Here is a 26,411-nt window from a genome sequence, read left to right as displayed (position 1 = left end):
AAGGTGCAGGCGAACGCCCCGGCGACCAGCGGCAACACGACGATCAACATCACCGTTTTCGCCGTGTTCGTGCTGATCACCCTCTACGTCGTCTACCGCGCGAGCAGCCGCAACGCGACGGCGTCGGACTACTACGCGGCGGGCAGCAGCTTCACCGGCCCGCAGAACGGCATCGCGCTGTCCGGCGACTTCCTGTCCGCGGCCTCGTTCCTGGGCATCTCCGGCGGCATCGCCGTGCACGGCTACGACGGCTTCCTGTACTCCGTGGGCTGGGTCGTGGCCTGGCTGATGGGCCTGATGCTGATCGCGGAGCGGCTGCGCAACACCGGTCGGTTCACCCTCGGCGACGTGCTCGCGTTCCGGATGAAGCAGCGCCCGGTGCGGGCGGCGGCGGCGAACGCGACGCTGGTGATCTCGCTGTTCTACATGATCGCCCAGATGGCGGGCGCGGGCGCGCTGATGGCGCTGCTGCTCGACGTGCACAGCCGCGCGGGCCAGGCCGTGGTCATCGCCGTGGTCGGCGTGGTCATGGTGCTCTACGTGCTGCTCGGCGGCATGAAGGGCACGACCTGGGTGCAGATCATCAAGGCCGTGCTGCTCCTGCTGTGCGTCGGCTTCATGACCGTGTTCCTGCTCGGCAAGTTCGGCTTCAGCCTGTCGGCGATCCTGGAGACGGGCGCGCGGCACTCCCCGCTCGGCGCGGACGTGCTGGACCCCGGCTCGAAGTACGGCGGCGGCGCGCTGGCCAAGCTCGACTTCGTGTCGCTGGCGCTGAGCCTGGTGCTCGGCGTGACGAGCCTCCCCCACGTGCTGATGCGCTTCTACACCGTGCCGAACGCCCGCGAGGCCCGCCGCTCGGTGGTGTGGGCGACGATGCTGATGGCCACGTTCTACCTGTGCACGCTGGTCATCGGGTTCGGCGCGATGGCGCTGGTCGGCTCGGACACCATCGCCAAGGCCCCCGGCGGCGAGAACTCGGCGGCGCCGCTGCTCGCGTTCGAGATCGGCGGCGCGGTCCTGCTCGGCGTCGTGGCGGCGGTCGCGTTCGCCACGATCCTCGCGGTGGTCGCGGGGCTGACGCTGACCGCGTCCGCGTCGTTCGCCCACGACGTCTACGCCAACGTGCTCAAGCACGGCAACGCCGACCCGCGCTCGGAGATCAAGGTCGCCCGGCTGACCGCCGTGGTGGTCGGCCTGCTCGCGATCGTCGGCGGCATCGCGGCCAGCGGGCAGAACGTGGCGTTCCTGGTGGCGCTGGCCCTCGCGCTGGCCGCGTCGGCGAACCTGCCGACGATCCTGTTCTCGCTGTTCTGGAAGCGGTTCAACACCACCGGCACGCTGTGGAGCATCTACGGCGGACTGTCCTCGTCGGTCGTGCTGATCATCTTCTCCCCCGCGATGTCCGGCGCGCCGAGCTCGATCTTCCCCGGCGTCGACTTCCACTGGTTCCCGCTGGGCAACCCCGGTGTCGTGTCGATCCCGCTGTCGTTCCTGTGCGGCTGGCTGGGCACCATGCTCAGCCGGTCCAAGGCGGACCCGGTCAAGCAGGCCGAGATGGAGGTCCGCGCGCTGACCGGTCTGGGCTCCGGGCTCAAGTAGCGACCGTCCACTCCCGACGGCGGGCCGTCGTCTAGGGACCGACCACAGCGGCTTCGTCGAGAAGCCGGTGGTGGAACCACCGCCGGGACGTCCCCGGCGGTGGTTCAGCGGTCTCGCAGCGCGGCGCGGATGGCCGAGGCGAACCGGTGGGCCGCGGCGGGGTCGGTCTCCCGGAACCCCAGCGAGGGCTCGGTCAGCTCCAGCTCCAGCAGCAGCGGCGACCCGTGGGCGCCGGTCACGAGGTCGACGCGGGCGTAGAGCAGGTCGGCCCGGCGGACGCCGAGCAGCTTCGCCGTCGCGTCCACCGCGTCCTCGGCGACCCGGCGACGGGCCGCGTCCGGGGTCGCGGGCGAGAGCCGTTCGACCGCGAAGAGTCCCGTGGGATCGAGCTCGCCGGTCGTCGTCCGGTTTCCGGCTCCGCCGGGGGCGAGCATCGCGCCCTTGGTGAACGCGTGCGAGTACTGGCCGCCGAGGAACACCAGCGCCGTCTCGCCGTGCTGGTCCACGGTCGCCTGGTAGGGCTGGAGCAGGGCCTTGGCGTCCAATGCCTTCCAATGCGCGTCCGCCGCCGCGCGGTCGCCGTCGGCCACCCGCAGCACGCCCACCGAGCCGACCCCGACGGCGGGCTTCAGCACGAACTCGCCCGCGGGCCACTCCGGCTCGTCACCGGGCACCAGCAGCGTGGTCGGCACGGTCGGCACCCCGGCGTCGGCGAGCTCGACCATGTAGGACTTGTCGGTGTTCCACCGCACCACCGGCAGCGGGTTGGCCAGCCGGGGCACCGACGCGCACCAGGCCAGGAACTCGGGCAGCCGCTCGGTGTAGTCCCACGTCGAGCGCAGCACCACCAGGTCTGCCGACGCGAAGTCCGCGCCGGAGTCCCAGGGCGCCCAGTCGGCGTGCACACCGAGGTCCGCGAGGGCGTCGACGACCGCGTCGTCGTCACCGTCGCTCTCGGGCAGCTCGGCGCAGGAGGCCAGGAAGACCTTCACCGGCCCGCCATCTTGCGCCGGTGCGCCGGGCCGATCCGCAGCGCCGCCGTCGTCTCGCGGTCCCACTCGGCGGGCTCCAGGTCCGCGACCTGCTCGACAAGCGCCTCCGCGGTGGCCACGTCGGCCAGCACCACGTCGCCCAGCGCGCCGTCGTCGGCACCCACGAGCACGACCCGCGCACCCGCGCGGCCGACCGGTTCCACCACCGCTCGCGACCCCTTCCCGTGCTTGGCGACGAACGCCGTCGCCGACCTCACCGCCGCCTTCGGGGGCACGGCGGGCTTGCCGCCTTCGTCCTTCACGTCGTCAGCCACGCCCCAACTCTAGAACCCGCCGGTAACTTCGCGCGGGTGACGGGGCGCTCACCCGCCTCGGGGTAGCTTCCCGCACGTGACCGATCACAAGACACTGCCCGGCCTGGTCGACGGTGTGCTCGCGTGGCACTTCGACCGTTCGCCTGGTCATGCCGCCATGCTGGGCTCGCTGGAGCACGACCGGACGTTCGGCGACTTCAGCGCCGACGGGTTCGCCGCGCAGGAGCGCGAGGCGGGCGAATGGCTCGCCCGGTTCGAGGCGGTGCCCACCGACGGCCTCGACCTGGAGGAGTCGGTCGACCGCGACCTGCTCGTCGCCGTGCTGCGCGGACAGCGCGCGAGAGCCGCCTGGCCCGCGTGGCGGCGCGACCCGTCGACCTACCTGTCCCCGGTGCTGTTCCCGCTGTTCACCGCGTTCCTGAACCGGCTGCGCCCGGAGCCGGAGCTGGTGGACTCGGTCGTGGTGCGGCTGGCCGAGGTGCCGTCCGTGCTCGCCGCGTGCCGGGCGAACCTGGACCCGGCGCTGGCGGCGCCGATCATCATCCGGCGCGCCGTCGGCCAGGCCAGGTCCGGTCGGGCGTTCCTCACCCGGTCGCTGCCCGCGCAGGTCGTCGACCCCGACCTGAGGGCGAGGCTGGCCGAGGCCGCCGAGCCCGCCGCGGCCGCGTTCGACGAGCTGGCGGCGTTCCTGGAGGACCTCGCCGAGCGCGCCACCGGTGACTGGCGGATGGGCGAGGAGCTGTACTCCACGCTGCTGCGCGACCAGGAGGTCCTGGGCTACGGCGCGGCGGAGCTGCACCAGCGGGGAATCGCCGCGCACGCCGAGCTCGAGGCCGAGATGGCCGAGCTGGCCGCGCCGCGGCACTGGCACGACGTGATGCTGGGGCTGCAGGACGACCACCCGCCGACCCTGGAGGCCATGCGCGCGGAGTACGAGGCGGAGACCGTGCGGGCGCGGGCGTTCCTGGCCGAGCACGGACTGGTCACCTTCGCCGACGGCGAGGAGTGCCGGGTCGTCCCGTCGCCGGAGTTCCAGCGGCCGGTGCTGTCGGTGGCCTCGTACATGTCTCCCCCGCCGCTGACGGCGGCCAGGACCGGGCACTTCTTCGTGCCCTACACGCCGGACGACTTCACCCCCGACCAGGTCGTGCAGCGGCTGCGCACCAACTCCCGAGCGCAGCTCGCGTCCGTCGCGGTCCACGAGGCCTACCCCGGCCACCACTGGCACCTGTCGTGGCTGGCCGCGCAGGACCGGCCGGTGCGCAAGGTGCTGCGCACGCCGTACTTCTCCGAGGGCTGGGCGCTCTACGCGGAGAAGCTGCTGCGCGAGCACGGCTACTTCACCGAGCCCGCGAAGGAGCTGGCGCACCTCGAGGCGCGCCTGTTCCGCGCGGCGCGCATGATCGTGGACACGGCGCTGCACTGCGGCGACCAGACCCCCGAGGAGGCCGAGGAGTTCATGACTACCAAGGCGTCCCTCACGCCGGGCACGGCCAAGGGCGAGGTCACCCGGTACTGCGCGTGGCCAACGCAGGCCCCGTCCTACCTCACCGGCGCGCTGGAGATCGAGGGGATCAGGGCGGACTACCTCGCCGCGGGCAGGGGCACCCTGCGCCAGTTCCACGACACGATCGCCGGTTCCGGCGCCCTGCCGCTCGGCCTCGCGCGGCGCGTGGCGCTCGGCGGATGAACAAGAAGACGAGAATGGGGACCGTTATGCCCAAGGCAGTGCTCGTGCGCTCGACCGGTGGACCCGAGGTGCTGGAGCTCACCGACGTCGAGCCGAAGGAGCCGGGGCCGGGCCAGCTGCTGGTCGCGGTGGCCGCCGCCGGGGTGAACTACATCGACACCTACCACCGCTCCGGCCTGTACCCGCTGGAGCTGCCGCTCGCGCTCGGCCTGGAGGGCGCGGGCACCGTCACCGCGGTCGGGCCGGACGTGACCGGGTTCGCCGTCGGCGACCGGGTGGCGTGGCACGAGTCGCCCGGCAGCTACGCCGAGCAGGTGCTCGTCGCGGCCGAGCAGGCCGTGCCGGTGCCCGAGGGCGTGGACGACGAGACCGCGGCCGCCACCATGCTCCAGGGCCTGACCGCGCACTACCTGGTCACGTCCACCTACCCGATCCACGCGGGCGACACCGTGCTGGTGCACGCCGCGGCGGGCGGGGTCGGCCAGCTGCTCGTGCAGCTGGCGAAGTCGCGGGGCGCGCGGGTCATCGCCACCGTGTCGACCGCGGCCAAGGAGGAGCTGGCCCGCGCTGCGGGCGCGGACGAGGTGATCCGGTACTCCGAGGTCGACTTCGCCCCCGAGGTCCGCCGCCTCACCGACGGCGTCGGCGTCAACGCCGTGTACGACGGCGTCGGCAAGGACACGTTCGACGGCGGTCTGGCCTCGCTCAAGCCGCGCGGGTTCATGGTGCTCTACGGCGGTGCCAGCGGCCCGGTGCCGCCGGTCGACCCGCAGCGCCTCAACGCCGCGGGCTCGGTCTACCTGACCCGCCCCCGGCTCGGCGCCTACGTGGCGACCCGCGAGGAGCTGGAGTGGCGCGCGGGCGAGCTGTTCGCGGCCGTCGCCGACGGGTCGCTCAAGGTCGCCGTCGGCGCCCGCTACCCGTTGGCGGAGGCCCGGAAGGCGCACGAGGACCTCGAGGCGAGGCGGACCACCGCGAAGCTGCTGCTGATCCCCTGACCCGCGACGGCGGAGGGCCCGTCGACACCGGTGTCGACGGGCCCTCCGCACGAGCGGTTCCGCGTCAGCCGGAGACCTGCACGGCGTCGACCACGAACACCAGCGTCTCGCCCGGCGGGATCGAGCCCTGGCCCTGCGGGTAGCCCTTGTCGGACGGGACGACCAGCAGGCGGCGGCCGCCCTGCTTCAGGCCGATCAGGCCCTCGTTCCAGCCGTCGATCACGGCCGCCTGCCCGATGTTGGCCAGGTCGAACGGCTTGCCCTGGTCCCAGGACGCCTCGCGGGTCTTCTGGTCGCTGAAGGTCGCGAGCACGTAGTGCAGGGACGCCGTGGACCCGGACTTGATCTCCGGACCGGTGCCCGCCTCGATGTCCTTGACCACGAGGCCGTCCTGCGGCTTGCAGCCCGTCGGCACGGTGATGGTCGGCTTGCTGCCGAGCGCGCCCGCGACCTTGAAGTCGTCCGGCGAGCACGGCGGGCCGCTGGCGGGCGACACCGCGCTGCGCTGCGTCTCGGGGCTGGTCGGCTGCGTCGCCTGCGGCGCGGGGGTCGAGGCACCGCTGGTGAGGGTGGACGGTCGATCGCTTGCCGTGCACGCGACGGAGGAGAGCCCGGCGGACAACAGGGTGACGAGGATCAGGGCCGTACGGCCGACAGTACGCATGGTTGCGGAGCTTAGGTGGAGCGTCCGACCGACTGACGCCCAGGCCCACCGGTGGACCAACGCCGTTCACCGTGCGCGTTCGACCGTCGAAAACAACGTGCGTTATCTGCCACTAATTGCGGCTTTCGTACGTTCACACCTGCGCGTACAGTGACTCCTCGCACTCAGACGGATACCGAACGCATTCATCCATTCGGATGAGCACCCAGGAGGTGACTTTGTGTCCGCGGACGCCAGGGGCATCCGCAGCAACCTGTTGCAGGAATTGTTTTGGACCCGAACAGGCCTGCTCCTGCTGAGCCTTATCGTCACTTCGGGCATATGCCTGATCATTTCCAGCGGTATGGATCCCGGTACGTTCAAGAATTTCCTGACCTCGATCGGCACCGGCACCATGATCTCCGCGGTGGTCGGTTTCGGGCAGACCCTGCTGACCAGCTCGGCCACGCAGCGCGCGCTCGTCACCCCCGTCGTCGAGGAGAGCCGGAAGGCGCTGCAGGAGCTGACCGCCGAGTACCGCGCGCTCGATCGCGAGTTCTTCCCCAGCCACGTGTTCGAGCCCACCGCGAAGCCCGACCCGGCGTTCAACCAGCTCATGATGCAGGACCTCGACCGCACCCGGCTGTACTGCTTCCGCGGCTTCGCGGGCAGGTACGCGGCCAGCAGGCTGCTGTTGTCGCAGTCGGAGTGCGAGCTGCGAGCGGTGCTCGCGGACCCGCGCGACGGCAGCGCCATCGGCGACCGGGCGAGGTACCTGTTGCGCAACGAGGGGGCCGACGGCGACTACGACGGCATCCAGACCCGGTTGCGCGAGCAGATCTCCATCGGTCTGGTGGGCCTGTTCCTGGCCCGCGGCCGGTGCAGCCGGATCGACGTCACGATCGTCTCGGACCCGCCGGTCGACCGACTGGAGCTGTTCGACGACAGCGCGTGGCTCACGCTCTACAGCAACACCGGCGCGGGTGCGCTCCGGCTGTACCCGCGGACGCTGCGCTTCTCGGAAGGCTCATTCCTGTACGGGATGGAAAGAGCCGAGTTCCTCCGGGTCAGCAAATCCCGAGCCGGGCAGCACTTCGTGATCGGACCGAACACGACCCGCGTGGAGTTCTCCGCGCTGTTCGAGAAGATCACCGGTGCGTCGCTGTCCGACAGCGACTTCCGTTCGTTCGAGGAGAAGTTCCACACATTCCGCCGGGAATTCTCGGCCTCTGCTCAGCTGGGGAGCTGATAGCGGTGCCCACCGACCTGACCGGGCTGGCCACCATCACCGAACTCGCGTCCCGGATCACCTCGGCCGGCCCCCCTGCCGCCGACCGGTGGTCCGACATCGGGCCGCTGTTCGGGGCGTGGGCCGCCCAACCGGGGCTGCGGGAGCGGCTGCGCGAGCACCTGCGCGCCCTCCCGCCCCAGGAGAGGACCCGCGTCGTCGCGAGGTCGCGCGAGACCACCACGCACTTCGCGTGGTGCCTGCGCGACGAGCCGTCCGAGCCGTTCACGTTCTGGTTGCACGAGTACAAACCGCAACGGGACTGGCGGCACGGGTACGCCGACTCGGTGCACAACCACCGGTACCACTTCTGCACGACGATCCTGTCGGGCTCCTACCTGCACGAGCGGTACGAGGCGCGGCTCGACGGCGACGGGACGGCCATCCTGTCCACCGGCCTGCTGCGCAGGACGGAGTGCCCGGCGGGGGCCTCCGGCACGATGTTGGCGCACGAGTTCCACCGCATCCCGCGGGCCGAGGACGACACGATGACGTTCCTGGTCAAGTCCCGTGCGGTGCGCCCGTGGAGCCTCTCGTTCGACCCGGACACGCGGTCCAGCCACCGGCACGTGCCGGTCGAGTCGCGGTGGGAGGAACTGACGAAGCAGCTCTAAGGATCACCACCGAGACCTACCATCGGCCCACCCGGCTTGGGAGGGCTCCGATGCGTGTCCGAAACGCACTTTCGACCAAGGCCATGACCGAAGTGGAGCGGCGCGTGCGGGAGTTGTGCACGCGCCTCGCTCCCCAACTGCAGTTCCACGGCTGGCACCACGTCAGCTTCGTGCGCGACAAGTCGGTGCACTTCGCCGAGCGCAACGGCTCCGAGGTCGACGTGGTGCACGTGGCCGCCCTGGTGCACGACGTCAACTACGTCGTGCGCCGCAACTCGCCCGCCGCCGAGGGCAGCGACCTGCGCATGAGGATCCTCGCCGACGCCGGTGTGGACGACTCCACCGCGGGGTGGATCGACCGGATCGTCGACGAGGCCGAGATGCGCACCCGCCACCGCGACATCTCCCCGGAGGCGCAGGCCCTGTCCGACGCGGACACCCTGTTCAAGGCCCTGCCGGTGACACCGGTGGTGCTCGCCCACAAGTACCTCCTGGAGAACGGCATCACCCTGCGGGAGCTCGCGCACAAGATCGTCGGCGAGCAGCAGGACAAGCAGGACGACGGCTACTACTTCTACGACCCCGAAGCGGCCGCGACTTACACCCGCTGGGCGACCGCGAACCTGGAACTGTGGCAGTGCATCGTCGAATCACTCGACGACCCGTGCGTGACCGATCTGCTCGCCGCCGTGCCCTGATCCCGTGGCCCGTTCGGAGGCCTCGCGGGGTCGGTGCGGTGGGGGAAAGGACAACAATGCACCCCAACGGCAATCGCGGGACCTACGAGACCGTCGCCATCGAGGTCGACGACCACGGCATCGGCTGGCTGTACTTCGACCGGCCGCACAAGCGCAACGCCATGAGCCCCACCCTCAACCAGGAGATGGGCCGCGCACTCGACGAGCTGGAGGCGGACGAGTCCGTCCGCGTGGTCGTGCTCACCGGCCGCGGCGACTCGTGGTCGGCGGGCATGGACCTCAAGGAGTACTTCCGCGAGGTCGACTCCGCCCCCAGCCACGTCGAGGCCAGGGTCAGGCGCCAGTCCAGCGAGTGGCAGTGGCGCAGGCTGATGAACTTCATCAAGCCGACCATCGCCATGGTCAACGGCTGGTGCTTCGGCGGCGCCTTCACCCCCCTGGTCGCCTGCGACCTCGCCATCGCCGCCGAGGACGCCACCTTCGGCCTCTCCGAGGTCAACTGGGGCATCCCCCCAGGCGGCCTCGTCTCCCGCGCCCTCGCCGAAACCGTCCCCTCGCGCGACGCCCTCTGGTTCATCATGACCGGCGAGACCTTCGACGGCCGCCGAGCAGCCGCCATGCGCCTCGTCAACGAAGCCGTCCCCGCCACCCGCCTCAAGGACCGCACCACCGAGATCGCCAGGAAGCTCGCCACCACCAACCCCACGGTGCTCCGAGCCGCCAAGATCGGCTTCCGCAAGGTCCAGCAGATGTCCTGGGACCAGGCCGAGGACTACCTCTACGCCAAACTGGACGCCACCACCGGCCACGACCCCGCCCACGCCAAGGCCCAAGGCCTCTCCCGCTTCCTCGACGACAAGTCCTACCGCCCCGGCCTCACGTCCTTCGAGGACGACCAACCGACCCCCTGACCCGCACCAGGACGGCTCCGACAACCGGAGCCGTCCGCGGCGGGTCGTGGGCCGGACCTGGTGGCCGCCCGACTTCGGTTCACACCCCCGGTTCGCCGGGAAGCCATCGGCGCACCTTCGCCCGCGGCGTGTCCGCGTCGACGTGCCAGAGCCCGCGGTCACGGTCCCACCGCGCCTCCACGAGGTCCTTCGCCTCGTCCTTCTCGCCGCGAGGAACGTTCAGGTACAGGCGTCCGTTGAGCACGTCACCCACCGCGACGGGCGGCCCTGATGACGTCGGCCGAGGTGGCCACCTCGGCCGGGCAGGGCGTTCCATGCGGGCGGAGGCGATGATCCGGGTGACCTGTTCGCACGCGGCCGGATCCGTGATCCGCATCATCAGGTCGGTGGGGCCGGTGTTCGCGAACAGGTTGGAAGACCCGTGCCACAGCACGGTGCCGTCGATCACCACCACCTTCTCGTGCATCCGCTCGCGCAACACCACCTGGCACCCCGCGGCGTGCAGTTCGTCCACCAGGCCCGCGGCGGACGACCCCTCGTCCTGCGGCCGGGTGTGCACGGCGACAACCACCCCGTCGAGCATCCGCCGTTCCAGGCGCTTCAACCACTTGCGCACCGGAGGTCGGTCCAGGAACGGGCAGTAGACGTCGATTCGACGTCGAGCGAGCTCGAAGTCCCAGACCAGGGCGCGCTCCACCTCGTCGGCGGGGAAGAACGCGGGTCGGGCGAGCTCGTCGGCGGTCATGCCCGCCAGGTCGGCCGCGGCGCGGACGGGCACCAGGTCGTCGACGGCCAGCCTGTCCGCGTGCCGGACCAGGTGGTCGACCAACCGGGCGACCTCGCTGTCCGCGGGCACGGCACGGCGGAGGAAGTCGACATCCGCGATCACCACCAGGTGGTCCTGCGCACGGCTCAAGGCCACGTTGAGCAGACGGCAGGTCGCGGAGGAAAGGCCTTTCTGCTCGTAGAACCACCCCGGCTTGTCGCCCGCGCCCGCGACCGTGTCGACGACGACCAGGGGCCGTTGGCTGCCCTGGAACCGGTGGACGGTGTCGACCAGCCCGTCGTACTCCTCGCCGAAGCGGTGAGCGAGGCTCTTCCGGAGCGTTTTCGCCTGGTCCCGGTAGGGAACGATGACGGCCATGCGGTCTGTGGCGCGCTCGCCGCGCGCCAGGTCCGTTCGCTTCCGGGTGGGGAGCACGGAGTCGAACTGCAGACCGCGCACGAGTTCGTGGACCACGGCTTCGTGGACGATGTTGCTCTTGTGCGCGTTGCGACGCCTCGCGGAGTAGGGGATCCTCCGCGACGTCGTGTCCACGAGCACCAGGGAGCCGCTGATCAGCCTTGATCCCGGGAGCCTGCTGACGTCGTCCCGTTCCGTGCGCAGCGGGGAGTCCGGGTAGGCGACCTCGTTCACGACCGCGCAGATCGCGCGCCGCATCCGGTACTGGGAGTCCAGGCAGATCATCCGCGAGTCGGACCGGGCGGCGCCGTCGGGGTCCACGAGTCCGGCAGCGGTGAAGGCGTCCCGGTCCATCCACGTGAGCGAGTGCCGCTGGTCCTCGGCGGTCGCCGTTCTGCTGGTCGAGCCGTGGGTGACCGCGGGTAACTGCCGGAAGTCGCCCGCGATGACGACCCGCTTGTCCGCGAGACCCGCGGCGCACCACGCGGACGGCAACGCGACCATGCCCGCTTCGTCGATGACCACGACGTCCACGGTGTCCATGAGCGGACGGGACTGGATCGCCTTGGCCACCGTGGTGGCGACCACTCGACGTCGCTCGCGCACGGCGTCGACGAGCGCACGGCGTTCGTCCTGGATCGCGGCCAGCTCCCTCGTCATCCGCGCGTCGACATCACGCAGTCCGGCAAGGGGTTCGACAGCGCTCACCGCGGCGCTGCACTCCGCCAGCTTCCGCTCCAGCGCCTTGATGGTTCTCCGGCACCGTTCCAGCTCCCCGTCGACCTGACCTCCTGCCACGGCACCGCGGGTCAGGTCGGTCCGGCGGTCCCGCTCCTCGCCGAGCAGCCGCGCGGTGTCGGACAGTGCGGCGTGCAGATCGATGCCCGCACGCACCTGGTCCCCCCTGCTTTCCACCGCCGCGGCGCGCTCGTCGATCTCCCTCGCGAGCTTCGCCACGATCATGTCCGGACTGACGCAGGGCCCGAACCCGTCGACGAGCGAACGGGACTCGATCTCCCCCAGTCGTTGGAGCAGCCCCGTGTCGAACCCCTCCTCGTGCTGGAGAAGAACGCAGAGCCGTTCCACTGCCTGATCGACGGCGATCTTGGTGGGGGCCAGGAAGAGCACCTTCAGCCCTTGGCGGAGGCAGCCCTCGACGATCCGGCAGACGACTTCGGTCTTGCCCGTTCCCGGTGGCCCCCAGATGAAGGTGACATCGCTGGCCAGCGCGTGTTCGATCGCCATCCTCTGCCGTGTGTTGAGCGCCAGGGCGCGGTAGCCGTGGATGAGGCGGTCGACGTCAGCGCACCGACCGATGCGCGGTGCTCCTTCACCGAGGACCAGGTCGGCCGTGGCCCGGTTCACCGAACCGCTCACACCGGACACGCGCCCCGCCAGCAGCTCGGACGAACCGGTCTCGTCCTTGGCCAGTTGCACGGTGCCGGGAGTCCTGCCCAGTTCGGCCGCGGTGGTGACCCGGACCTTCCCGTCCGGCATGGGTGCGACGGTGGCGCGCTCCCATCGTCGCCGTGACGCCGACGAGCGGACGAGGAACCTGTCCCCCGCGTCGGCCTCCCACTTCTTCACCGGGGAGAACACGTAGTCGAACTCCGAGCCGTCGACACCGACGAGCAGGCCGTCCTTCAACCCGATCCTGCCGTCCCCCGGACCACTGCCCGCCAGCTGCGCCTCGATCTCGTTCCCGATCGCCCGGAGGAAGTCGTCGACCGGGTGGTTCCTCTTGCCCGCCACCATCCGCCCGTCCTACCTCCTGCCGCTCGAAGTCCGCACCGCTGTCAGATCCCCATGCGCCTGCGCAACCGCTGCCACCAGGACAGCCGCACGGGGCGCCGGTACGCGGGCCTCGGCACGAACGGCGGCGGCGAGGCCTGCCTCGGTGGGGGAGGTTGGCTCTGCGGCCGGGGCGGTTGGCTCTGCGGCGGCCGCGGCGGGAAGTGCTGCGGCGGTTGCTGGTTCGCCGGCCCCGACCGGGACGGGTTCGAGGCGGGCCGAGGCGGGTTCGACAACCGGTAGGGGGACGGCTGACGCGGTGGGGCGGGCTGCGCCGCCGCGGGTCGAGGTGTCTCCCGCGCAGACCGGGGCGGTGCCGGAGTGGCAGGTGACCACACGAACCCCGGTGTCGAGTAGAGGCGTGAAACGCCTTCGTCGATGTCGTCCGACAGCTGCTCGGGCGGTACCGGACCGCCCGACGGCTGCTCGGGCGGGGCCGACCAGCGGTAGAGGCCGTCCGCGGGCGGATCGGTCCTGGGCCGGGGCCGGTCCTCCCTCTGCGGACGGCCGAGCGTCGGCTCGTCGTGCACCGACGGCTCGACCTTCGGGGCAAGCAGGTCGGCGGCCCTGTCCTCGTCCAGCGACCTGAGCGCGCGCAGCTGCTTGAGCTGGATCTGGGGTGTGACCCTGGTGCCGTGCTTGTCCGGCTTGTACGGCGTCACCATCCCGGTCACCGACACCCAGGAGCCCTTCAACCGGCCGAGGTCGGCGCCGAAGGCCGTCTTCAGCTGGGCCGACACGTGCTCGAATGCGACGACCCCGAAGTCACCCCGCCGGTAGTCGCCGAAGTCGACGAAGGTCATCGGCTTCCCGAACCTCGTGATGAGCTGCTTGACCCCGACGACCCGGCCCACCACCGTGACCTCGTCGCCGAGGTGACCGAGCAACGCCTCCCGCTCGGTCGCGGCCACCACCGCCTGCTCCGGCGCACGTACTCGGGCCGCCCGCGAACGCCAGGGGCCACCTGCCACCCGATCACCGGCCAGGATCGACGGCACCGCGGCGAACTCCGCTCCGCAGGCGTCCCGAAGCCGACGGGCGCGTTCCGCGAGCGGTGCCCTGCCCAGCAGCTCGGTGAAGAGCGCCGACTTCTCCGGTGACGCGAAGTCCTCCGCGACGAAGATCAGGTTGTCGCTGTTGTTGAACTCCGACCACAGTCCGGGGTCGAGCCTGAGCGCGTCCAGCGAGAGGTCGATCACCGCCGCGGAGAACCGGTCCAAGCTCGCGTCGAAGCTGCCGCCTCGCTCGGGGTGCTGGTAATGGCGGTGACCGACCTCCTGGACACCGAGTCCGCCCAGCGCCGGGAGGTACATCCCGTCGTAGTCGACGAGCCTGACCCGACCACCCGAGTCGACCATGACGTTGCCGTGCTGGAGGTCGCCGTGGGCGACTCCGGCCGTGCTCATCGACCGCACGGCGCGGGCCAACTGCGCCCGCACGTCGTCGAGCGCGTCGGGTTCCGCGAGGTGGTCGTCGACCCAGCTGTCCAGCCTCGTGCCGTCGACCCACGACATGCGCACGATCGGGTAGACACCGGCGTCCACCCGGATGCCCTCGTGCTGGTACTCCACGTCGACCAGGAAGTCCATGCCCGCCCGGTTGACGCGGATGAACTCCGCGATCTCGGAGTAGCGCCGCTCCAAGTGGTCGCCGAGCCTGCGGAAGCACCTCACGGCGAACCGGGTGCGGTCGACCGTCACGTCGAAGGTGATGGCGAATCCGCCGGTGGCGGCCGTCGGTCCACCGAGCTGGTCGAGCTTGACCCGTCCGCGGCGCAGGGCGGGATCCACGAACAGCTTGTCCGGGAACTGGACGGCTTGCTGGTAGTCGATGAACTGGGGCAGCCTCACGTGCGCACCACGCACACCGTCGAGTCGTCGTTGTCCAGCCCCCGGTCGCGCTCGCGTTCGACGAACTCGGCGAACACCTCGTCGTCGGACACGTGGTCGCAGACCGGCCAGAGGGTGCCGTGCTCCTCGTGGTGGCGGAGCAGGCGCTTGGAGACGGCGTCGGTGGCCAGCAGGAACAGGTCCCCGTCGACGAACTCCCCCCGACCCGACCACACGTCGTCCGGTGCGTGACCACCGTCCACACCGGTGCCGAGCAACGGGGTGAAGCGGGAGAACCGCGCCGAACCGTCCAGCGGGGCCGCGAGCAGGAGCGCACCTTCCCTGATGTGGAACAGGCAGGAGTCGCCGATCGCGGTCGCCTCGTAGGAGTGCCCCGACAGGCGCAACCCGACGAGCGTCGCCGCGGATCCCCGGACCAGTTTCTCGTGGGCGAACCACGGCAGGTCCGGGGCGAACACGGCCTCCCACCACTCACTGCCCAGCCTGGCTGTCGTCACGGGGTCGAACGGATCCTCACCACGGGTGAAAGCCCTCGTCAGCAGCCCGCTCCACACCTCGGAACGAGCTGCCGTGGACGCTCCGTCGGACACGGCGAACCAGCCCTCCTCGGCGTTCACCGAGACGCTGTCCTCGTTCTCGTGGGGCAGGCCGTCGCGCTTGCCCGTGGTCCTCGTCGTGGCGCGGAACACCGCCCCGTTCGTCCGCGTCGAACGCGTGCTCACGACGTCGGGTCACCGCCGCCGAGTTCCTTCAACCCCGTCGGGGTCACCGCTCGGGTGCCGATGTCCAAGAAGTCGATCACCGAGGTCACCTGGGCGTTGTAGAGGAACCCGCGAGCACCCTCGGTGATCCCGTACCCGAGACCGGACGCCGCCTCGGCCATCTGCGCCGGCAGCACGCTCGACATCTCGAACAGGTGTGACGCATGCCGGTCGACCAAGGTGGCGGCGGAACTGGGGAACACCACCTCACCCGCGGCGAGGGCCGACAGGTGCAGGTTGAACAGCAGCGCCTGACCGTCATCGGTACCCACCGACCGGATCGCCTCCGCCGCGGCGGACGGGTCGCCGTCCGTGCTGACCCCGTCGGTCAGGTTGATGACGATGGGCGGGAAGCTGGTCGGGTGCAGGTGGCACCACGCCGAGACGACCTTCTCGGCGGTCTGGAACGCCTCGACCATGGGCGTGGGTCCGTTGGTGACCGGGTCGATCCACACGGCCGCGTTCATCGGCACTTCCATGATCCCGCCGGCGCCGTCGGACATCCTCCGCATCACCTGGTCGACACGACGCGGGTTCCTGGCGACCTCACCGATGGGGAGCACGGGACGCGCCGGGTCCGCGCCGTGGAGCGCGAGGGTGATGTCCGCGCCGTACCCGACCACCCCGACCTCGAAGTAGTCGTGCACGCGGTTGTCACCCTTGCTGCACTGCAGGACGGCGTTGCCGAGCAGCCGGTTGACCGCCAGCGCCAGGGTGTTCGCCTTCGACTGACCACTGGTGCCCCACGGTTCCGACATGGAGTACGACTGGTCGACGAGAATCAGCAGCAGAGCGGGCTGCTTGCGATTGATTTCGGCCGAGTACAAGAAGAGCTCCCAAGACTGGTACCGACGATCACCTGATCGTAGCCGGCCGAAATGGGCCTTGATCGGAATACCCGACGGTAACTCGAGGAATGCGCGCGTCGCTATCGTGCGACAGGGAACCGTTGTGCGGCAACAGTTCCCTGCACACCACACACAACAAGAAAGCCTCTGCCACCGGCGAACCCCGAGCGCGGAACCAGAGGAACCCGTCAGGGTCTACGCAGTTTTGCGGATAAACGAAGCCAGAATTCGCCCGAATGGCCATGCCCGCGAATCCGGCGGTCACCGTCCTGATTGGAATCGCGAACATGCCATGAGGGCCGCCCGAATGGACCGGGCGACCCTCATGGCACAGGTGTTGAGGTGGTGAACCCCGACCGGACGACAGGACTAGAACGGCCACCCGAGGATGGGCAGGCCGACGACGGCGTCGACGGCGAGGCCGCAGAACACGAACATCAGGTACAGGTTCGACATGTGGAAGAACTTCATCGTGTTCGTCGACCCGCCCCGCCGGACCACGTTGTGCAGCTTGTGGGCGAACACCGCGAACCACACCCCGGACACGGCGGCCACGCCCACGTAGATCCACCCGGTGACCGGCGCGAGCAGCAGCGTGCACACGACGGTGATCCAGGAGTAGATCACGATCTGCCGGGTCACCTGCTGGGCGGTCGCGACCACCGGGAGCATGGGGACCCCGGCGCGCGCGTAGTCCTCCTTGAACTTCATCGCCAGCGCCCACGTGTGCGGCGGGGTCCAGAAGAAGATGACGCCGAACATGACGAGCGCGGGCCAGCCGACGGTGCCGGTCACCGCGGACCACCCGATGATCACCGGCATGCAGCCGGCCATGCCGCCCCAGATGATGTTCTGCGACGTGCGCCGCTTGAGCACCAGCGTGTAGACGAAGATGTAGAACAGGATGGTCGCCACGGCGAACACCGCGGACATCAGGTTCGTGGTGATCCACAGGAACGCGAACGACAGCACGCCGAGGACGACGCCGAACACCAGGGCGTTGCGCGGCGGGATCGTCTGCTGGGCGAGCGGGCGGGCCGTGGTCCGCTTCATGACCGAGTCGATGTCGGCGTCCACGTAGCAGTTGAGAGCGTTCGCGGAGCCGGCCGCGAGCGTCCCACCGGCGAGCGTGCAGGCGATCAGCCACAGCGGCGGCACGCCGCGGGCGGCGAGCAGCATCGCGGGGATCGTGGTGATCAGGAGGAGCTCGATCACGCGGGGCTTCGTCAGCGCCACGTAGGCGCCCACCACCTGTCGGGGCGACCGCGTCGGGGCCTCGGTGACGGCACTCATCGCGTCGCGCTCCTCTACCAGGTCGGGGATGCCGGAATCGTAACCGCGTGCCACCGGTCACACCCGACCGGGGCCGCCCCGGTCGCACCTGAACAGATCAACAGCCTCGTCCGTATGACTCCTTACCACCTTGTGCCGACACGCACAGTCGTGTCGTCCGCGCTCAGATCACATGCGCGGACCCTCGGGACTAGGCTGGGAGGAGGACGAGGGAACCCGCGGGAACAGGTCGACTGTATCGATGGAGAAGGCCGTTTCCGCCTACGTGAGAGTGGAGCTGTGTCCGTGTCCGTGAGCGACGACATCACCCGGTTGACCGAGGCCCATCTGCCCGACGACTGGACCGAGCTGGACAAGCGAGCGGTGGACACGGTGCGGGTCCTCGCGGCCGACGCCGTGCAGAAGGTCGGCAACGGCCACCCCGGTACGGCGATGAGCCTGGCGCCCCTGGCCTACACCCTCTTCCAACGCGTCATGCGCCACGACCCGGCCGACGCCGACTGGATCGGCCGCGACCGCTTCGTGCTGTCCGCGGGCCACTCCAGCCTGACGCTGTACATCCAGCTGTTCCTGGCCGGGTACGGCCTGGAGCTGGACGACCTGAAGGCGTTGCGCACGTGGGGTTCCAAGACCCCCGGCCACCCGGAGTACCGGCACACCAACGGCGTCGAGATCACCACCGGCCCGCTGGGCCAGGGGCTCGCCTCCGCGGTGGGCATGGCGATGGCCGCCCGCCGCGAGCGCGGCCTGTTCGACCCGGACGCCGCGCCGGGCGAGAGCCCGTTCGACCACGACATCTTCGTGATCGCCTCCGACGGCGACATCGAGGAGGGCGTGACGTCCGAGGCGTCCTCGCTCGCGGGCACCCAGCAGCTGGGCAACCTGACGGTCGTCTACGACGACAACAAGATCTCCATCGAGGACGACACGACCATCGCCCTCGGCGAGGACACGGCCAAGCGGTACGAGGCGTACGGCTGGCACGTGCAGGTCGTCGAGGGCGGCGAGAACGTCACCGGTCTCGAGGCGGCGCTCAAGGCCGCGAAGGCCGAGACCGACCGGCCGTCGTTCATCCTGCTGCGCACGATCATCGGCTACCCCGCGCCGAAGAAGATGAACACCGGCGCGGCGCACGGCGCGGCGCTGGGCGACGACGAGGTCAAGGCCGTCAAGGTCGCGCTGGGCTTCGACCCGGAGCAGACCTTCGAGGTCTCCGACGAGGTCCTGGCGCACGCCCGCGAGGTCGGCAAGCGCGGCGAGCACGCGAAGGCGGAGTGGCAGAAGGGCTTCGACGCCTGGGCGCAGGCCAACCCGGAGCGCAAGGCGCTGCTGGACCGGCTCGTGGCCAAGAAGCTGCCCGAGGGCTGGACCGACTCGCTGCCGACCTACCCGGTCGACGCGAAGGGCACCTCGACCCGCAAGGCCTCCGGTGAGGTCATCAACGCGATCGCCGGTGTGCTGCCCGAGCTGTGGGGCGGTTCGGCCGACCTCGCCGAGAGCAACCTGACGTCGATCAAGGGCGAGAAGTCCTTCGGTCCGACGAGCATCACCACGGACATGTGGAAGACCGACCCGTACGGCCGCACGCTGCACTTCGGCGTCCGCGAGCACGCGATGGGCTCGATCCTCAACGGCATCGCGCTGCACGGCCCGACCCGCCCCTACGGCGGCACGTTCATGGTGTTCTCCGACTACATGCGCCCGGCCGTGCGGCTCGCGGCGATCATGGAGGCGTCGGTCACCTACGTGTGGACGCACGACTCCATCGGCCTGGGCGAGGACGGCCCGACGCACCAGCCGATCGAGCACCTGTCCGCGCTGCGCGCGATCCCCGGCCTGGCCGTGGTCCGCCCCGGCGACGCGAACGAGACCGCGTTCGCGTGGCGCACGATCCTGGAGAACGCCGCCCCCGCGGGCCTGGCGCTGACCCGGCAGAACGTGCCGACCCTGGAGGGCACCTCCTACGAGGGCGTGGCCAAGGGCGCGTACGTGCTGTCCGAGGCGTCCGGCGGCACGCCGCGGCTGGTGCTGATCGGCACCGGCTCGGAGCTGCAGATCGCCGTCGAGGCCGCCAAGGTCCTGGAGGGCGAGGGCGTCCCCACCCGCGTCGTGTCCATGCCGTGCTTCGAGTGGTTCGAGGCGCAGGACAAGTCCTACCGCGACAGCGTGATCCCGCCGTCGGTCAAGGCGCGCGTCGCGGTCGAGGCGGGCATCGCCCAGTCCTGGCACCGCTGGGTCGGCGACGCGGGCGAGATCGTCTCGATCGAGCACTTCGGCGCTTCCGCCGACTACCAGACTCTGTTCAAGGAATTCGGTTTCACCACCGAGAATGTCGTTGCGGCGGCTCACCTTTCGCTGCAGCACGTGGAGGAGAGCAAGTGAGCAACCCCAACCTGACCGCCCTGAGCGAAGCGGGCGTCTCCATCTGGCTCGACGACCTGTCCCGCGAGCGGCTCAACACCGGCAACCTGGCCGAGCTGGTCGCCACCAAGAACGTGGTCGGCGTGACCACGAACCCGACGATCTTCGCGAGCGCCCTGTCGAAGGGCGAGTCCTACGACGAGCAGGTCCGGGAGCTGGCCGCGCGCGACGCGAGCACCGAGGCCACCGTCAAGGAGATCACCACGACGGACGTGCGGGTCGCGTGCGACCTGTTCCGCGACGTGTACGCGGCCACCGACGGCGTCGACGGCCGGGTGTCCCTGGAGGTCGACCCGCGGCTCGCGGGCGACACCGAGGCCACCATCGCCGAGGCGCTCGACCTGTGGAAGACGGTCGACCGCCCCAACCTGATGGTGAAGATCCCGGCCAGCCTGGAGGGCATCCCCGCGATCACCAAGGTGATCGCCGAGGGCGTCAGCGTGAACGTGACGCTGATCTTCTCCGTCGAGCGCTACCGGCACGTGATCGAGGCCTTCATCGCGGGTCTGGAGCAGGCCAAGGCCAACGGCCACGACCTGTCCACCATCCACTCCGTCGCGTCCTTCTTCGTGTCCCGTGTGGACACCGAGATCGACAAGCGCCTCAACGCGATCGGCACGCCCGAGGCGCTCGCGCTGCGCGGCCAGGCCGCCATCGCCAACGCCCGGCTCGCCTACGCCGCCTACGAGGAGGCCTTCGCGGGCGACCGCTGGGAAGCCCTCGTGGCCGCGGGCGCGCGGGCGCAGCGCCCGCTGTGGGCGTCGACCGGCGTGAAGGACCCGGCGTACTCGGACACGCGCTACGTGGACGAGCTCGTCGTCGAGAACGTCGTGAACACCATGCCGGAGAAGACCCTCGACGCGGTGGCCGACCACGGCAACGTCGTCGGCGACACGGTGACCGGTGGCGCCGAGGAGGCCCAGGAGGTCTTCGACGCGCTGGTGGAGGCCGGGATCGACATCGACGACGTGTTCGTCACCCTGGAGACCGAGGGCGTCGAGAAGTTCGAGAAGTCCTGGGAAGAGCTGCTGGAGACCGTGACGGGCCAGCTCGACAAGGCGAAGGGCTGAACCTCCACATGACCGACGTGATCTCCGTGGAGATCGTCCGCACGCCGAACCAGGACCAGGTCGACACGATCGTCGGCGAGCTCGTCGCCGACGGCGTGGCGGGCCGGATCGCCGCCCACGACGCCACGCTGTGGGGTCCCGAGGCGGAGTCCGAGTCGGCCATCAGGCTGTCCTGGACGTCGTTGCACGAGACGTCCCGGCCGCTGGTCGACGAGGTCCTGGCGCTGCGCGCCGAGCTGCACGCCGAGGGCGTGGACCGGGTCGTGCTCGCGGGCATGGGCGGCTCCTCGCTGGCACCCGAGGTGATCACCGGCACGGCGGGCGTCCCGCTCGTCGTGCTGGACACCACGGACCCGGCGCAGGTGGCCGACGCCCTGGCGGGCGACCTCCAGCGCACCGTGATCGTGGTGTCGTCGAAGTCCGGCGGCACCGTCGAGACCGACAGCCACCGGCGGATCTTCGCCAAGGCGTTCGCCGACGCGGGTGTCGACGCCGCGTCGCGCATCGTCGTGGTGACCGACCCCGGCTCCCCGTTCGAGTCGCTGTCGAGGGAACTGGGCTACCGCAAGGTGTTCCTGGCCGACCCGAACGTCGGCGGCCGCTACTCCGCGCTGACCGCGTTCGGCCTCGTGCCGTCCGGTCTCGCGGGCGCGGACGTCGGCGCGCTGCTCGACCAGGCAGGCGAAGCGGCGAAGGTGCTGTCGGCGGACTCCCCCGACAACCCCGCGATCCAGCTGGCGGCGACGTTCGGCGCGGCGCACGCGCACGGTGCCGAGAAGGTCGTCTTCGCCGACACCGGTTCGGGCATCAAGGGCTTCGCCGACTGGGTCGAGCAGCTGATCGCCGAGTCCACCGGCAAGAACGGCACCGGCCTGCTGCCGGTCGCGGTCGACGGACCGGGCGTGCCCGGTTTCGTGGACGCGCGCTCGGACACCACAACCGTCGCGATCGGCCCGGCCACCGGGTCCTCGTCGGTGGCCGTGGAGGGCTCGCTCGGCGCGCAGTTCCTGCTGTGGGAGTACGCGACCGCGATCGTCGGCCGGGTGCTGGGCATCAACCCGTTCGACCAGCCGGACGTCGAGGCCGCGAAGAAGGCCGCCAGGGCACTGCTGGACGCCCCGGCCTCCGAGCCGGTCGCGCCGCTGTTCGTGGAGGGCCCGGTCGAGGTCTACCCGAGCGGCGACTGGCTGCCCAAGAACACCAAGACCGTGGCCGACGCGCTGAAGGCGCTGTTCGCGGTGGCGCCGGAGCACGGCTACATCTCGGTCCAGGCCTACCTCGACCGGCTCGACGACGCGTCGTTCGCGTTGCTGCGCCCCGAGATCGGCCGCCGGTCGCACCTGCAGACCACGTTCGGCTGGGGTCCGCGGTTCCTGCACTCCACCGGCCAGTACCACAAGGGCGGACACCAGAACGGCGTCTTCCTGCAGATCACCGGTGCGTCCGAGACCGACCTCGAGGTCCCCGACCGGCCGTACACGCTGAGCGTCCTGCAGCTCGCGCAGGCACTGGGCGACGGCCAGGTGCTGGCGAGCCGCAGGCCGGTGCTGCGACTGCACCTCACCGACCGCGTCGCCGGCCTGGCGCAGCTGGTCGAAGCCATTCAGGAGGATGGTTCGTGAGCCCGAGTACCAAGTGGCGCAACCCGTTGCGCGACCCCCGCGACAAGCGGCTCCCCCGCATCGCGGGGCCGTGCGGCCTGGTGATCTTCGGTGTGACGGGTGACCTGTCGCGCAAGAAGCTCATGCCCGCGATCTACGACTTGGCCAACCGCGGCCTGCTGCCGCCGGGCTTCGCGCTCGTCGGGTTCGCCCGCCGCGACTGGGCCGACCAGGACTTCATGGAGGTCGTGCACCAGGCGGTCAAGGAGCACGCGCGCACCCCGTTCCGGGAGGCCGTGTGGGAGCAGCTCGCCGAGGGCATCCGGTTCGTGCAGGGCAGCTTCGACGACGACGAGGCGTTCGACAACCTCGCCACGACGATCGCCGACCTCGACCGCGAGCGCGGCACGGGCGGCAACCACGCGTTCTACCTGTCGGTGCCCCCGAGCGCGTTCCCGCTGGTGATCAACCAGCTGAAGCGCTCGGGTCTGGCGCAGCCGCCCGGTGACAACGCCGCCCAGTGGCGCCGCGTGGTCATCGAGAAGCCGTTCGGCCACGACCTGGCCAGCGCGAAGCAGCTCAACAAGACCGTGAACGACGTCTTCCCCGAGGAGTCGGTGTTCCGCATCGACCACTACCTCGGCAAGGAGACCGTCCAGAACATCCTGGCGCTGCGCTTCGCGAACCAGCTGTACGAGCCCATCTGGAACGCGAACTACGTGGACCACGTGCAGATCACCATGGCCGAGGACATCGGTCTCGGCGGTCGCGCGGGGTACTACGACGGCATCGGCGCGACCCGCGACGTGATCCAGAACCACCTGCTCCAGCTGCTGGCGCTGACCGCGATGGAGGAGCCCGTCTCCTTCGCGCCGTCGGACCTGCGGGCGGAGAAGGTGAAGGTCCTCTCGGCGACCAAGCCGGTCGAGCCGTTCGACGAGACGAGCGCGCGCGGCCAGTACACCGGTGGCTGGCAGGGCGGGCAGAAGGTGCCCGGTCTGCTGGAGGAGGGCGGTTTCTCGCCCGAGTCGAAGACGGAGACGTTCGGCGCCATCACCGTCGGGGTCAACACCCGGCGCTGGGCGGGCGTGCCGTTCTACCTGCGCACCGGCAAGCGGCTGGGCCGTCGGGTGACGGAGGTGGCCGTGGTGTTCAAGCGCGCGCCGCACCTGCCGTTCGACGACACCGCGACCGAGGAGCTGGGCCAGAACGCGCTGGTCGTGCGCGTGCAGCCCGACGAGGGCGTGACCATCAGGTTCGGCTCGAAGGTGCCGGGCAACACGATGGAGGTCCGCGACGTCACGATGGACTTCGGCTACGGCCACGCGTTCACCGAGTCGTCGCCGGAGGCCTACGAGCGGCTGCTGCTGGACGTGCTGCTCGGCGAGCCGTCGTTGTTCCCGAAGAACGACGAGGTGGAGCTGTCGTGGGAGATCCTCGACCCGATCCTGGAGTTCTGGGCCAAGAAGGACGAGCCCGCTCTCGAACCGTACAAGGCGGGCACGTGGGGGCCACCGTCCGCCGACGAGATGGTCGCCCGCACCGGGCGCAACTGGAGGCGACCGTGATCATCGACCTGCCGTCGACGACCACGTCACGGATCAACAGCAAGCTGGTGCGGCTGCGCGACGAGGGTGGCGCGGTCACCCTCGGGCGCGTGCTGACGCTGGTCATCGTCACCGACGACGGCGAGAAGACCGAGGAGGCCGTGGAAGCGGCCAACGAGGCCAGCCGCGAGCACCCCTGCCGGGTGATCGTGGTGGCGCGCGGCGCCCGCAAGGCGTCGCCCCGCCTGGACGCCCAGATCCGCGTGGGCGGTGACGCGGGCGCCAGCGAGGTCATCGTGCTGCGCCTGTACGGCGAGCTGGCGGACGAGGGCGCGAGCTGCGTCGTCCCGCTGCTGCTGCCGGACACCCCCGTCGTGGCCTGGTGGCCCTTCGAGGCGCCCGCGGTGCCGTCGAAGGACCCGATCGGCGTGCTCGCCCAGCGGCGGATCACCGATGCCGCCGCGGAGAAGAACCCGATCAAGGCCCTGGAGAACCGCAAGGCCGCCTACGTTCCGGGTGACACCGACCTCGCGTGGACCAGGTTGACGCTGTGGCGCGCGATGCTCGCCTCCTCGCTCGACCTGCCGCCGTTCGAGAAGATCACCGACGCCGAGGTCAGCGGCGAGGCGGACTCCCCGTCCACCGAGCTGCTCGCGGCGTGGTTGGCGTCCGGGCTGAAGATCCCGGTCAAGCGCACCAAGGCCGTGCGCGGCGAGGGCATCTGCAACGTCGTGCTGGACCGCAAGTCCGGCGCCGTCGAGCTGTCCCGCCCGGACGGCCGCATCGGCACCCTGGTCCAGCCCGGCCAGCCCGAGCGCCGGGTCGCCCTGCAGCGCCGTTCCATCCGCGACTGCCTCGCCGAGGAGCTGCGCAGGCTCGACCCCGACGAGGTGTACGAGCTGGCGCTGAAGTCGCTGGGCAAGGTCGTCCGCGGCCGCACCCCGGCCACCAAGCCCACCGTCCGCAAGCCCGCGGCGAAGCCCGCCGCCGCCAAGGTCCCGGCCAGCGCCAAGGCCGCGGCCAAGGCGGAAGCCGAGACCAAGGCCGAGCCCTCGACCAACGGTGCCGCGGCCCCGAAGGCGGCGAAGAAGCCCGCCAAGGCGAAGGCCGGTTCGTGAACGACCCGCAAGTGGTGGTGCACCGTGACGGCGACCTCCTGGCCGCCGCCACGGCCGCACGCCTGGTGACCCGCCTGGTCGACGCGCAGGCCGCCCGCGGCCACGCCTCGCTCGTGCTCACCGGCGGCCGCACCGGCACCGCGGTGCTCGAACACCTCCGCGCCCTTCCGGCCCTGCACGCCGTCGACTGGTCCAAGGTGGACCTCTACTGGGGCGACGAGCGCTTCCTCCCCGCCAACCACCCGGACCGCAACGAAACCCAGGCCCGCGAGGCCCTTCTCGACCACCTCCACCTCGACCCGACCCGCGTCCACGCCGTCGAACCGTCCGACGGCCGCTTCGGCGACGACCCCGACGCCGCCGCCGAGGCCTACGCCGACGTCCTGGCCGCACAAGCACAACCAGAGGACCACGGCGCCGTACCCGCGTTCGACGTGTTCCTCCTGGGCGTCGGCGAGGAAGGCCACGTGGCCTCCCTCTTCCCCGACTCCCCCGCCATCCACGAGTCGACCCGCTCGGTCGTCGCCGTCCGCAACTGCCCCAAACCCCCACCCACCCGCATCTCCCTCACCCTCCCCGCCATCCGCCAGGCCCGCGAGGTCTGGCTCATGACCACCGGCGAGGCCAAAGCAGCCGCCGTCTCCATGGCCCTCACCGGCGCAGGCGAAATCCAACTCCCCGCCGCCGGCGCCACCGGCCAACGCCGCACCCTCTGGCTACTGGACACCACAGCAGCCTCAAAAGTCCCAGACCTCTTCACCCCACCCCTCGCCTAAAAGGCAAGACAAGGGAAGGGCAAGGGCAAGGAGAAAGACAAAAGCAGGGACAAAGCAAACAAAGCGAAGACGGCGCCCCAAGAAACAAGGGGCGCCGTCTTCGCTTTACCCAACGCACAACGAACACCCACCCCACCCACGATGGGCGAAGCCCGCCAGCGCGCATCCGGCGCGAAGCGCCTGGGGCCTTGTCCGACGGCGAAGCCGAGGATGCCCGAGTCAGGCGAAGCCTGATGCTGGCGAAGCCAGACTTCCCCTCTGCCCCCGATCCACAGCGCCCTCCTGCCCGATCTTCGTTGTCAAGACAGCTTTATCGTCTTGACAACGAAGATCGGGCATTGAGACAATCGCGCGCCGGGGGCCGGGCTTCGCCAGAGGGTGGGAGGGCAAAAAGCCGGGTCCACC

21 protein-coding genes are annotated in these 26,411 nt (G+C 70.4%); 13 read left to right on the top strand and 8 right to left on the bottom strand.

Translation table 11 applies throughout. The annotated features are described in order from the left end of the window. Positions 1-3: 3 nt before the first annotated feature. Positions 4-1,599, top strand: a complete 1,596-nt coding sequence (locus CLV43_RS45945) for a solute symporter family protein (RefSeq protein WP_106196877.1) — start codon at positions 4-6, stop codon at positions 1,597-1,599. 104 nt (positions 1,600-1,703) lie between these two features. Here CLV43_RS45945 and CLV43_RS45940 read toward each other — a convergent pair whose 3' ends face one another. Further along, positions 1,704-2,591: an ATP-grasp domain-containing protein gene (locus tag CLV43_RS45940; RefSeq protein WP_106196876.1), complete on the bottom strand. Its 888-nt coding sequence runs from the start codon at positions 2,589-2,591 to the stop codon at positions 1,704-1,706. Next, a complete protein-coding gene (locus CLV43_RS45935) occupies positions 2,588-2,893 on the bottom strand; it encodes a hypothetical protein (protein ID WP_106196875.1) in 306 nt (101 codons plus the stop codon). The genes CLV43_RS45940 and CLV43_RS45935 overlap by 4 nt, the downstream gene beginning before the upstream one ends. An 88-nt stretch (positions 2,894-2,981) precedes the next feature. Here CLV43_RS45935 and CLV43_RS45930 point away from each other — a divergent pair, with 88 nt between their 5' ends. Together CLV43_RS45930 and CLV43_RS45925 are read left to right on the top strand one after the other, a co-directional pair. Further along, positions 2,982-4,595 (top strand): DUF885 domain-containing protein, encoded by a 1,614-nt coding sequence (locus CLV43_RS45930; RefSeq protein WP_245887524.1) that lies wholly within the window; start codon positions 2,982-2,984, stop codon positions 4,593-4,595. Positions 4,596-4,621: 26 nt separating this feature from the next. Further along, the gene (locus CLV43_RS45925; RefSeq protein WP_106196874.1) at positions 4,622-5,593 is read left to right on the top strand and encodes a quinone oxidoreductase family protein; all 972 of its coding nucleotides are present in this window, start codon (positions 4,622-4,624) and stop codon (positions 5,591-5,593) included. Positions 5,594-5,657: 64 nt separating this feature from the next. On the opposite strand, the gene CLV43_RS45920 is transcribed toward CLV43_RS45925, so the two are convergent. Continuing rightward, positions 5,658-6,257: an FKBP-type peptidyl-prolyl cis-trans isomerase gene (locus CLV43_RS45920; RefSeq protein WP_106196873.1), complete on the bottom strand. Its 600-nt coding sequence runs from the start codon at positions 6,255-6,257 to the stop codon at positions 5,658-5,660. Positions 6,258-6,477: 220 nt separating this feature from the next. Here CLV43_RS45920 and CLV43_RS45915 point away from each other — a divergent pair, with 220 nt between their 5' ends. The 4 genes from CLV43_RS45915 to CLV43_RS45900 are packed head-to-tail and all read left to right on the top strand — an operon-like array spanning position 6,478 to position 9,747. Then, positions 6,478-7,485, top strand: coding sequence for a hypothetical protein (locus CLV43_RS45915; RefSeq protein ID WP_106196872.1), 1,008 nt, complete (start codon positions 6,478-6,480; stop codon positions 7,483-7,485). 5 nt (positions 7,486-7,490) lie between these two features. After that, a complete protein-coding gene (locus tag CLV43_RS45910; protein ID WP_106196871.1) occupies positions 7,491-8,138 on the top strand; it encodes a hypothetical protein in 648 nt (215 codons plus the stop codon). Between the two features lie 50 nt (positions 8,139-8,188). Further along, positions 8,189-8,836 (top strand): HD domain-containing protein, encoded by a 648-nt coding sequence (locus tag CLV43_RS45905; RefSeq protein ID WP_106196870.1) that lies wholly within the window; start codon positions 8,189-8,191, stop codon positions 8,834-8,836. Positions 8,837-8,892: 56 nt separating this feature from the next. Continuing rightward, positions 8,893-9,747, top strand: coding sequence for a p-hydroxycinnamoyl CoA hydratase/lyase (locus CLV43_RS45900; RefSeq protein ID WP_106196869.1), 855 nt, complete (start codon positions 8,893-8,895; stop codon positions 9,745-9,747). A gap of 79 nt (positions 9,748-9,826) precedes the next feature. On the opposite strand, the gene CLV43_RS45895 is transcribed toward CLV43_RS45900, so the two are convergent. The 5 genes from CLV43_RS45895 to CLV43_RS45875 form a co-directional block, all read right to left on the bottom strand. Beyond that, positions 9,827-12,685, bottom strand: a complete 2,859-nt coding sequence (locus CLV43_RS45895; RefSeq protein WP_106196868.1) for an AAA domain-containing protein — start codon at positions 12,683-12,685, stop codon at positions 9,827-9,829. Between the two features lie 41 nt (positions 12,686-12,726). Next, positions 12,727-14,571, bottom strand: coding sequence for a serine/threonine-protein kinase (locus tag CLV43_RS45890; protein WP_106196867.1), 1,845 nt, complete (start codon positions 14,569-14,571; stop codon positions 12,727-12,729). After that, on the bottom strand, positions 14,568-15,293 hold the full coding sequence (locus CLV43_RS45885) for a protein phosphatase 2C domain-containing protein (RefSeq protein ID WP_146175162.1): 726 nt from the start codon (positions 15,291-15,293) through the stop codon (positions 14,568-14,570). Before CLV43_RS45885 ends, CLV43_RS45890 begins: the two co-directional genes overlap by 4 nt. Beyond that, the gene (locus CLV43_RS45880) at positions 15,290-16,159 is read right to left on the bottom strand and encodes a vWA domain-containing protein (RefSeq protein ID WP_106196865.1); all 870 of its coding nucleotides are present in this window, start codon (positions 16,157-16,159) and stop codon (positions 15,290-15,292) included. Before CLV43_RS45880 ends, CLV43_RS45885 begins: the two co-directional genes overlap by 4 nt. A gap of 390 nt (positions 16,160-16,549) precedes the next feature. Next, positions 16,550-17,473, bottom strand: coding sequence for a heme o synthase (locus CLV43_RS45875; RefSeq protein ID WP_106196864.1), 924 nt, complete (start codon positions 17,471-17,473; stop codon positions 16,550-16,552). Between the two features lie 285 nt (positions 17,474-17,758). On the opposite strand from CLV43_RS45875, the gene tkt reads away from it, so the two are divergent. The 6 genes from tkt to pgl are packed head-to-tail and all read left to right on the top strand — an operon-like array spanning position 17,759 to position 26,006. Then, entirely contained in the window at positions 17,759-19,855 is a 2,097-nt protein-coding gene (tkt, locus tag CLV43_RS45870) for a transketolase (protein ID WP_106196904.1), read from the top strand. Next, positions 19,852-20,964 carry a transaldolase gene (tal, locus tag CLV43_RS45865; protein WP_106196863.1) on the top strand — a complete coding sequence of 371 codons (1,113 nt, stop codon included), beginning with the start codon at positions 19,852-19,854 and terminating at the stop codon, positions 20,962-20,964. The genes tkt and tal overlap by 4 nt, the downstream gene beginning before the upstream one ends. A gap of 8 nt (positions 20,965-20,972) precedes the next feature. Beyond that, positions 20,973-22,586, top strand: a complete 1,614-nt coding sequence (locus tag CLV43_RS45860) for a glucose-6-phosphate isomerase (RefSeq protein ID WP_106196862.1) — start codon at positions 20,973-20,975, stop codon at positions 22,584-22,586. Continuing rightward, positions 22,583-24,133 (top strand): glucose-6-phosphate dehydrogenase, encoded by a 1,551-nt coding sequence (zwf, locus tag CLV43_RS45855; RefSeq protein ID WP_106196861.1) that lies wholly within the window; start codon positions 22,583-22,585, stop codon positions 24,131-24,133. Before CLV43_RS45860 ends, zwf begins: the two co-directional genes overlap by 4 nt. Beyond that, positions 24,130-25,230: a glucose-6-phosphate dehydrogenase assembly protein OpcA gene (gene opcA / locus CLV43_RS45850; protein ID WP_106196860.1), complete on the top strand. Its 1,101-nt coding sequence runs from the start codon at positions 24,130-24,132 to the stop codon at positions 25,228-25,230. Before zwf ends, opcA begins: the two co-directional genes overlap by 4 nt. After that, entirely contained in the window at positions 25,227-26,006 is a 780-nt protein-coding gene (pgl, locus tag CLV43_RS45845) for a 6-phosphogluconolactonase (protein ID WP_106196859.1), read from the top strand. The genes opcA and pgl overlap by 4 nt, the downstream gene beginning before the upstream one ends. The last annotated feature ends 405 nt before the right edge of the window (positions 26,007-26,411 follow it).

This window comes from Umezawaea tangerina, from assembly GCF_003002815.1.
In the GTDB taxonomy this organism is placed as follows: domain Bacteria; phylum Actinomycetota; class Actinomycetes; order Mycobacteriales; family Pseudonocardiaceae; genus Umezawaea; species Umezawaea tangerina.
This window is presented reverse-complemented; position numbering and strand designations above follow the sequence as displayed.